At 65.9% G+C, this 8,780-nt stretch carries 7 protein-coding genes and 1 tRNA gene; 6 read left to right on the top strand and 2 right to left on the bottom strand.

Translation table 11 applies throughout. The features are described from left to right. The first annotated feature begins 180 nt into the window (after nucleotides 1–180). Together J8I35_RS33220 and J8I35_RS33215 are read left to right on the top strand one after the other, a co-directional pair. Nucleotides 181–525, top strand: coding sequence for a DUF4212 domain-containing protein (locus tag J8I35_RS33220; RefSeq protein WP_209929288.1), 345 nt, complete (start codon nucleotides 181–183; stop codon nucleotides 523–525). A gap of 3 nt (nucleotides 526–528) precedes the next feature. Beyond that, the gene (locus J8I35_RS33215; RefSeq protein ID WP_209929287.1) at nucleotides 529–2,544 is read left to right on the top strand and encodes a sodium:solute symporter family protein; all 2,016 of its coding nucleotides are present in this window, start codon (nucleotides 529–531) and stop codon (nucleotides 2,542–2,544) included. A gap of 229 nt (nucleotides 2,545–2,773) precedes the next feature. On the opposite strand, the gene J8I35_RS33210 is transcribed toward J8I35_RS33215, so the two are convergent. Together J8I35_RS33210 and J8I35_RS33205 are read right to left on the bottom strand one after the other, a co-directional pair. After that, nucleotides 2,774–2,864 (bottom strand) — tRNA-Ser (locus J8I35_RS33210). Between the two features lie 57 nt (nucleotides 2,865–2,921). Next, a complete protein-coding gene (locus tag J8I35_RS33205) occupies nucleotides 2,922–5,102 on the bottom strand; it encodes a TonB-dependent siderophore receptor (protein ID WP_209929286.1) in 2,181 nt (726 codons plus the stop codon). Between the two features lie 343 nt (nucleotides 5,103–5,445). On the opposite strand from J8I35_RS33205, the gene J8I35_RS33200 reads away from it, so the two are divergent. From J8I35_RS33200 to J8I35_RS33185, 4 genes are all read left to right on the top strand, one after another. Continuing rightward, a complete protein-coding gene (locus J8I35_RS33200; RefSeq protein WP_050018005.1) occupies nucleotides 5,446–6,075 on the top strand; it encodes a LysE family translocator in 630 nt (209 codons plus the stop codon). A gap of 45 nt (nucleotides 6,076–6,120) precedes the next feature. Then, nucleotides 6,121–6,537 (top strand): hypothetical protein, encoded by a 417-nt coding sequence (locus J8I35_RS33195; protein ID WP_209929285.1) that lies wholly within the window; start codon nucleotides 6,121–6,123, stop codon nucleotides 6,535–6,537. Nucleotides 6,538–6,889: 352 nt separating this feature from the next. Continuing rightward, nucleotides 6,890–7,987: a toxic anion resistance protein gene (locus tag J8I35_RS33190; RefSeq protein WP_209929284.1), complete on the top strand. Its 1,098-nt coding sequence runs from the start codon at nucleotides 6,890–6,892 to the stop codon at nucleotides 7,985–7,987. A gap of 20 nt (nucleotides 7,988–8,007) precedes the next feature. After that, entirely contained in the window at nucleotides 8,008–8,748 is a 741-nt protein-coding gene (locus J8I35_RS33185; RefSeq protein ID WP_209929283.1) for a VWA domain-containing protein, read from the top strand. The last annotated feature ends 32 nt before the right edge of the window (nucleotides 8,749–8,780 follow it).

Raw genomic sequence — 8,780 nt, 5'->3', positions numbered from 1 at the left:
TGCTGCGCTCGCTCGCGAAGGGCGAGGCGATCACGCAGGATACGTCCACGCTCGAGAATCCGGCCATCCTCGAGCAGCTCACCGAAGTGCGCTGAACGCCTGCCGGTTGCGCGTCACGCGCGTGAGCCCCTGCGCGGCAATCCCGATTGCCCGCGCAGGGGCTTTTTGCTACATAACGGCATGACCGTTCCGACCCGTTCGGCGCCTGCCGCGCCACCTCCCGTTCCCGTACCGCTCGCGCGTGCGCATGCGCGCTATTGGCGCTTCAACGTCGCACTGATCGCGGTGCTGATGGTGATCGGCTTTTCGGTGTCGTTCATCGTGCCGTTCTTCGGACCCGCGCTCGCCGGCGTGCGCTTCGCCGGCTTCAGCTTGCCGTTCTATGTCGGCGCGCAGGGCGCGATTCTCGCGTACCTCGTGCTGATCGTCGTCTACATCGGGTTGATGCAACGCGCGGACCGCACGCTGCGCCGCGCGTACGACGAGCATGCGGCGCGCGCCGGCCACGCGAACGGCGGGCGCTGATTCATGCTGACGCGTCGACTGATACGCGCATACGCGCTCTACACGCTCGGATTTCTCGGCTTCGTGCTGCTGATGTGGCGGATCGAGCGCGCGACGGGCTCGGGCGTGTGGATCGGCTACGTGTTCCTGTTCGTGCCGATCGCCGTGTATGCGGTGATCGGGTTGTTGTCGCGCACGTCCGATCTCGTCGAGTACTACGTGGCGGGGCGGCGCGTGCCGTCCGCGTTCAACGGGATGGCGACGGCGGCCGACTGGCTGTCGGCCGCGTCGTTCATCGGCCTGGCCGGCTCGCTCTACGCGACCGGTTACGACGCGCTCGCGTACGTGATGGGCTGGACGGGCGGGTTCTGCCTCGTCGCGTTTCTGCTCGCGCCCTATGTGCGCAAGCTCGCGCGCTACACGATTCCGGATTTTCTCGGCACGCGCTTTTCGAGCACGGCCGTGCGCGCGCTCGCGGCCGGCGCGGCGATCCTGTGTTCGTTCGTGTACCTGGTCGCGCAGATCCAGGGGATCGGCCTGATCGCGACGCGCTTCATCGGCGTCGATTTCGCGATCGGCATCTTCTGCGGGCTCGCGGGCATTCTCGTGTGCTCGTTTCTCGGCGGCATGCGGGCGGTCACGTGGACCCAGGTCGCGCAGTACATCATCCTGATCAGCGCGATCCTGATTCCGGTATCGCTGATCGCGATGAAGAATGGGCTCGGCCCCGTGCCGCAGTTCAATTACGGCAAGCTGATGGAGCGCGTCGCGGCGCGCGAGGCGCAGGTGCGCGACGCGCGCGACGAGCAGCAGGTGCGCGATGCATATCGCCGGCAGGCCGCGGCTATCCAGACGCGGCTCGACCGGTTGCCGGCGTCCTATGCGGATGCGCGCCGGCATCTCGTCGACCAGCTTGCGGACCTGCGGCGCCACAACGGGCCGCTGCGCGAGATCAGCGTGCGCGAGCGCGAACTGGCCGATTTCCCGCGCGATCCGGCGGCGGCGCGCGTGGCGTGGACGCAGGCGCGTGACGACCTGCTGGCGCGTGCCGAACCGCCCGTGCCGATGCACGAGCCGTTTCCGGCCGCGAGCGAGGACGAACGCAAGCCGCGCGAGCGGAACTTCCTCGCGCTGCTGCTGTGCCTGTCGCTCGGCACCGCGAGCCTGCCGCACATCCTGACGCGCTACAACACGACCACGTCGGTCGCGTCGGCGCGGCGGTCGGTCGGCTGGACGCTGTTCTTCATCGCGCTGTTCTACCTGAGCGTGCCGGTGCTCGCGGTGCTGATCAAGTACGAGATCCTCGCGAATCTCGTCGGGCGACCGTTCGCCGAATTGCCGGCGTGGATCACGCAGTGGCATCACTTCGAACCCGACCTGATCAGCGTCGTCGAGGTGATTCGCGACGGTATCGTGCACTGGTCGGAAATCCAGATGCAGCCGGACATGGTCGTGCTGGCCGCGCCGGAGATCGCGGGGCTGCCGTATGTCGTGTCGGGGCTGATCGCGGCCGGTGCGCTGGCCGCGGCGCTGTCGACTGCGGACGGGTTGTTGCTGACGATCGCGAACGCGCTGTCGCACGATGTCTATTACTGCATGGTCGCGCCCGATGCGTCGAGCCAGCGGCGCGTGACGATCTCGAAGGTGCTGCTGCTGGGGGTGGCGCTGTTCGCGTCGTATGTCGCGTCGCTCAATACCGGGAAAATTCTGTTTCTCGTCGGGGCGGCATTTTCGCTGGCGGCGTCGAGCTTCTTTCCGGTGCTGGTGCTGGGCGTGTTCTGGAAGCGCACGACGACGCGTGGCGCGATTGCCGGGATGGTGACGGGGTTGGCGGTGTGCGTGTATTACATCGTGTCGACTTATCCGTTCTTCACGCAGCTGACGGGGTTCGCCGGGCGTACGTGGTTCGGGATCGAGCCGATCAGCTCAGGCGTGTTCGGTGTGCCGGCGGGGTTCGCGGTGGCGATCGTGGTGAGTCTGTGTGACAAGCGGCCGGATGAGTATACGCGGGCGTTGGTGGATTACATTCGGCATCCGTGAGGGGGGGCGATGAGGCATCGCGTGTCGACGCCCAAATGAAAAGCCCCCTGATTTCTCGGGAAATCAGGGGGCTTCATGGATTCTGGCGGAGAGAGGGGGATTCGCCCACACAAGCGCGGGCCGCGGATTCGCTTGCAAGCGAATCCCTTCGAATCCCCCGCGCAAGCCGAATTGTCGGCTTGCTTCTCTCCGGAAACGAAAATGCCCGCTGGCGCGGGCATTTGAATCCTGGCGGAGAGAGGGGGATTCGAACCCCCGATAGGCGATTAACCTATACACGCTTTCCAGGCGTGCGACTTAAACCACTCATCCATCTCTCCGGAAGACCGAGAGTATAGCAAACTCTGGCGGCAGCCCGCCACTCCCTTCGGCGTTCGTCAGAAATCCGTCGTCATCGACAGCCACACCGAGCGCGGATCGCCCTGCGTCAGGTATCCGCCGATCGTCGACGACCAGTACGACTTGTTCGCGACGTTGCGAACGGTCGCGCGGAACGTCGTCTTCTTGCCGAACACCTCCGTCGCGTAACGGGCGCCGAGGTCGACGCGGTCCCACGCGTGGATCGACATCGTGTTCGCGACGTCCAGGTACTGCGGCCCGGTGTGGATCCAGCGCGCGGTCAGCGTGAGCCCGTTCAGCATCGGTACGTCGTATTCGGCGCCCGCGTTGAGCAGGAACGACGGCACGCCGATCGGCCGGTGGCCGTCGTTCGCGCCGCCCGCCGTGTCCTGCAGCGTCGCGTTGAGGTACGTCGCGCCCGCGATCAGCCGCACGCCTTTCCACGGTTCGCCGTACACGGCCGTCTCGATGCCGCGGTGCCGCTGCGTGCCGTCGGCGCCGAACAGGTTCGTCGCCGGATCGGTGTACGCCATCGGCTTCTCGATCTGGAACAGCGCGAGCGACGCGCCGACCTTGTCGGTGTCGTACCGGATACCGGCTTCATATTGCTTCGACCGGTACGGCGACAGCGCCTGGCCAGCGTTGCGTGCGGTGTTCGGTGCGATCTCGCCCTGGGCGAGCGCTTCGCTGCGGTTCGCGAAGATCGACACGTTGCGCCACGGCTTCACGACGAGACCGAATACCGGCGTCGTGATCGCGTCGCTGTAGACGCCAGTGACCGCGCCCGTGTAGCTGAAATTGTCGACCGAAATCGACTGGCGGCGTGCGCCGATCGTGAACAGCACACGATCGTCGAGGAAGCCGAGCGTATCGGACACCGCGACGCTGCGCAGCCAGCTCTTCGTGACCGTGCCCGGATCGTTCATGTCGCCGCCTGCGTAGGCCGTCGGCGGGAACGCGACCGACGCCGGATCGTAGAGCGTCGTCGGAAACGCGTTCGACAGCGTGTACGCGGACTGGCTGTCGACGCGGATGAACGACGCGCCGGCCGTCACGAAGTGCGACACGGGGCCGGTCGTGAAGCGGCCGCGCACGCCGGCTTCGGCCGACTGTGCATCTTCCTTGTGCGGCACGCTCAGGCGCGAGCCGGTCGTGCCGGACGACGAGTAGGTCGGCGTGTAGTAGTCGCCGTGCTCGTTCGTATGGCGCGCGCCGGCCGATACGTAGGCCGTCCACGCGGGCAGGAAGTCGTACTCGGCGCGCACGATCCCGACCGTGTCCTCGAGTTCGCTGAAGCTCCACGGCTGCGCATAGTTGTGCGTCGCGGACGGCACGGCGGGCAACTGATTGCCGCTGACGAGCACGATCGGGCGGCCGTTGTCGATCCGCTGCCGCTGATACAGGAAGTCCCCTGACAGGCGCAGCCTGTCGCCGCGCCAGTCGAGCGACACCGCCGTCACGTTGCCGCGGCGGCGCTCGTCGTCGACGGCCGTGTCGCCGCCGCTGATCGACTGGTTCACGCGTACGCCGAACTGGCCTTCGCTGCCGAAGCGGCGGCCGATGTCGACATGCGTGCCGAGCGAACCGGACGTGGCGCCGTCGACGGTGACGCGCGTGAGCGGCTTGTCGTCCGCGCGCTTCAGCTGGAGGTTCACGCCGCCGCCGACTGCCGAGCCGTTCGGCGATGCCCCGTTCAGGAAGGCATTCGCGCCCTTGAACACGTCGACGCGCTCGACCGCATCGGTTTGGACGAGCTGCCGCGGCGTGACGCCGTACAGGCCGTTGAGCGACACGTCGTCGCCGGCGAGCGCGAACCCGCGGATGACGAACACCTGCGAGAAGTTGCCGTAGCCGGATGCGCTGCGCACGGCCGGATCGTTGTCGAGCACGTCGGCGAGCGTGCGCGCCTGCTGGTCCTCGATCAGTTTCGACGTGTAGGTGGTCATGCTGAACGGCACGTCGCTCGCCTTTTGCTGGCCGAGCACGCCGAAATCCGCGCCGCGCGCGACCTGGCCGCCGGCGTAGGTCGGCGCGAGATCGCCCGGCAGCGGCTCGGCCGCGCCGGTCACGTTGATCGACGGCAGCACGGCGCCATCGGGCGCGGTGTTGGCGGCGGAAGTCGCTTGCTGAGCGTGTGCGGCGGCCGGGAAGGCGCAGGCGAGCGCAATGCCGAAGGCAATCGGCGTGAGACGCCGGGCGGGTAACGAAAATGTCGACATGGGACGCAAATCGGTGTGGTCGATGATCCGTCCCAGGGCGGCAAGTCGGAATCCGGGCGGCGTGACGCGTCCGTACTGTCGCGGACGTGTTTTTATCGAGCGGCGGAGTCTAACGTAAACGAGAATCATTGTCGTTTACGGAGAAATCAGTCCACTATTTGAGATAACCGCGGGCCGTTCACCGGCGACGGCGCACAACCGCCGAGCGGGCGTCGGGACGAACATGCGATCATGCGAAGTCCGCATTCGTCGTAACAAACCGTGCGTGCCGATTGCGGTCTGTCGGGTCGATCGGTTCCATGCCGCCCGTCCGCATCGCACTCTTCAAAAGGAACGCCACACCATGTCGCTCTCCGCCTTGCTCGCCTTTGCGCTGATCCTGTCCGTCGGTGTCGCGACGCCCGGCCCGACGGTGTTGCTCGCGATGAGCAACGGTTCGCGCTACGGGTTGCGTCACGCGATGGTCGGCATGCTCGGCGCGGTCACCGCCGACGTCGTGCTCGTTGCGCTGGTCGGGTTCGGCCTCGGCGTGCTGCTCGACGCGTCGGAAACGGCGTTCGTGACGCTGAAGCTGCTCGGCGCGGCGTGGCTCGCGTATGTCGGCATCCGGATGCTGATATCGAGCGGCGGGGCCGCGGCTGCGCAGCCATGCGTGCCTGCGACGCCCGATCGCCGGAGCGCGTTTCTGAAGAGCTTTTTCGTCGCGATGAGCAACCCGAAGTACTACCTGTTCATGTCGGCGCTGCTGCCGCAGTTCGTCGACCGGTCGCACGCGATCGCGCCGCAGTACGCGATTCTCGCGGCGACGATCGTGGCGATCGACGCGATCGGGATGACCGGTTACGCGCTGCTGGGCGTGCATTCGGTCCGCGTATGGAAGGCGGCCGGCGAGAAGTGGCTGAATCGCGTCAGCGGATCGCTGCTGCTGATGCTCGCGGGGTACGTTGCGCTGTATCGGAAGGCTGCGCATTGACACGGTGATGGAGCGGGGAAGCAGTATGCCTAGGGCAGCGCGGTGATGAAGCCGGTCGACCGCTTCGCGCTCGCAACGCACGACGGGCCGTATGAAGCGTGGCCGGCGCGCACCGATGTGCTCGTGGATGGCGTGCGTTCCGGTCTCGCCGTTTCCGGTTACGTGCTGCTGCGCCAGTTCGAGACGCCGGCCGCGTTTCTGCTTGTCACCGACTACGACTGCCCGTTCGAGGAAGCGGTCACGTTTACGCTCGTGTCGAAGGGGCCGCTGAAGGTGCTCGCGCAGCGCACGGTCGGTGCGATGTATGCGTCGTGCCATCTGGACGACATGACGTGGGCCGACGACCGGCATTTCAGCACGACTTTCGTCGGTATCGACGGACGATGGGATTTCACGATTCGTGACTTATCGGTGCCGTTCATCCGGTCTCGGCTCGGCATGCATCGCGTGCGGGATCGCTGACGCGCGACCGACGAGCACGCGCATTTCATGCCAGAGGGGCCCGCGCCACATCTGCAAAAATCGTCTATTTCATTTCTCTTTCACTTTGATCGGGCGTGTAAGTTTTGATGCGCGCCGATCGTGCGTGCCCTACGCACATGGCGGCAGGAATGGCGACGTCCGGGCCTCGCGCGCGTTCACGACATTACAAAATGAATGGAAATTGAAAGAAATCCTTCCCTTGACGCCATGCATCGTCGCCCTTTATTGTCCGGTCTGCCGCCCGTGAGAGAGCACCGACGGCACCGCGCAAGCGCGCCTCGCGCGCACGACAACACGTAGCAAAAAGCAGAAAAGGAAACGTGGTAGCCACATGAAGCCGCTATTCGACGACAACAAATCCGATGCGGTCAGCGATCGTCCTTCCACGCCGTCTTTGTCGCCCATCGCCGCCCCGGCCGCCGTCGCCAACGTCGTCGTGCCGGCCGCGCAGCCGACGGAACACGCGCGCCTGATCACCGTCGACGAGATCGACCAGCTCGGCGCGACACAGGGCACGCGGATCGCCGCCTTCTCCCAGCAGATCCTCGCGAGCGTCCGCGCGTCGGACGCCGACCAGTTCGGCGACAAGCTCAACGAGTTGATCGCGACCGCTAAAGGGCTCGACCCGCGCGGCGCCGACAAGGGCGGGCTGCTCACGCAGGTCACGCGGCTGTTCCGTTCGACCAAGGAGAAGCTGCTGTCGCAGTACGAATCGGTGAGCAAGCGGATGGACACGCTCGTCGTCGAGCTCGAAAACCATGCGCAGCGCCAGAAGGCCGGCATCGACGAGCTCGAGCGGATGTACAACGACAACTACGCGCTGCACCAGGAACTCGCGCAGTCGAAGGCGCACGGCGAAACGGCGCTTGCGGCGCTGCGCGCGCATCTGGCGGCCGGCCAGCAGCCGGCGGACGATGCGTTCGCCGCACAGCGCCTGCTCGACGTGAAGCGCAAGATCGACGCGCTCGAAAGCAAGCTCGACGATCTCGACCGCGCGATGCTGATGTCGAAGCAGCTCGCGCCGCAGATCCGGATGGAGCAGGACCAGAAACGCACGCTGACGTCGAAGTTCATGACGATCAAGACCGTGCTGATCCCCGCGTGGACCAACGCGTTCGCGCTCTACCTCGAACAGCTGAGCACGAAGCGCGCGGCGGCGCTCGCGAACGCGACGTACGACGCGGCCGACGAGGCGATCCGCGCGCAGGCCGACCTGAATCGCCAGAACGCGCAGGAAGTCGCGAAGCTCGGCCAGCGTCCGGTGATCTCGACCGACACGTTCGAATACGCGCAGCAGCAGCTGTTCGGCGCGTTCGACGACATCACGCAGATCATCGCCGACGGACGCCGCCAGCGCGAGCAGGACGCGCCGCGCCTGCGCCAGCTCGAACAGGACCTGATCACCCGATTCGCTCCGAAGCACAACTAAGAGAACTGAGAGAACACCGCATGATTACGCTTGAGAAACGCGCGGCGAAGGTCGCGATCGTCCTCGAAAAACGTCAGATCCTGAAGCCGCCGGTCGTGCGCGTCGGCGCGGCGCTCGACATCTCGGGTTCCGCGAAGCCGCTGTACCAGTCGGGCGTGATCCAGGAGACGCACGACCGGATTCTCGGCATTGCACTGAAGTTCGACGACAACGGCGAGGTCGACACGTGGACCTTCACCGAAGGCTACGACCGCCTGCCGACCGCGACGCCGGACAACTACGGCTCGTACATTTCCGATCACGTGCTCAATGCACGGATCGAAAAGTGGGGCGGCACGCAGTACGCACCGGTGATGAACGACATCGTCGATTTCTTCTTCCGTGCGCCGGAGCCGAAGCGCGAGGAAAAGCGCGGCTTTCTCAGCCGGCTGTTCGGCGGTGCGGACGACGCGCCCGCGCTGGCCGCTGCGGCGCCCGCGAACGGCCATCTGCCCGCGTGGGTGCTGTTCGTCACCGACGGCCAGAACCCGAAGAACGACCGTAAGCACGTGCGTCAGCTGCTGGCCGAATCGCAGCACTTCCCGCTGTACTGGTCGCTCGTCGGCGTCGGCGATCCGAGCGAATTCGACTTTCTCGCGGAAGTGGCGGACGAAATGCCGAACGTCGGCTTCCTGCATCTCGAATCGCTCGATCTCAGCGACGAACAGATCTACGAACACCTGATCACGCAGGAATTCTGCGACTGGGTGCGCGCGAAGTAAGCGCGTCCCGCCTGCCCATTTTTCTGAACTCG

Source organism: Burkholderia sp. CpTa8-5 (assembly GCF_017815045.1).
Classification (GTDB): domain Bacteria; phylum Pseudomonadota; class Gammaproteobacteria; order Burkholderiales; family Burkholderiaceae; genus Burkholderia; species Burkholderia sola.
The sequence above is the reverse complement of the archived record's forward strand: the minus strand, read 5'-3'. Positions and strand labels throughout refer to the sequence as shown.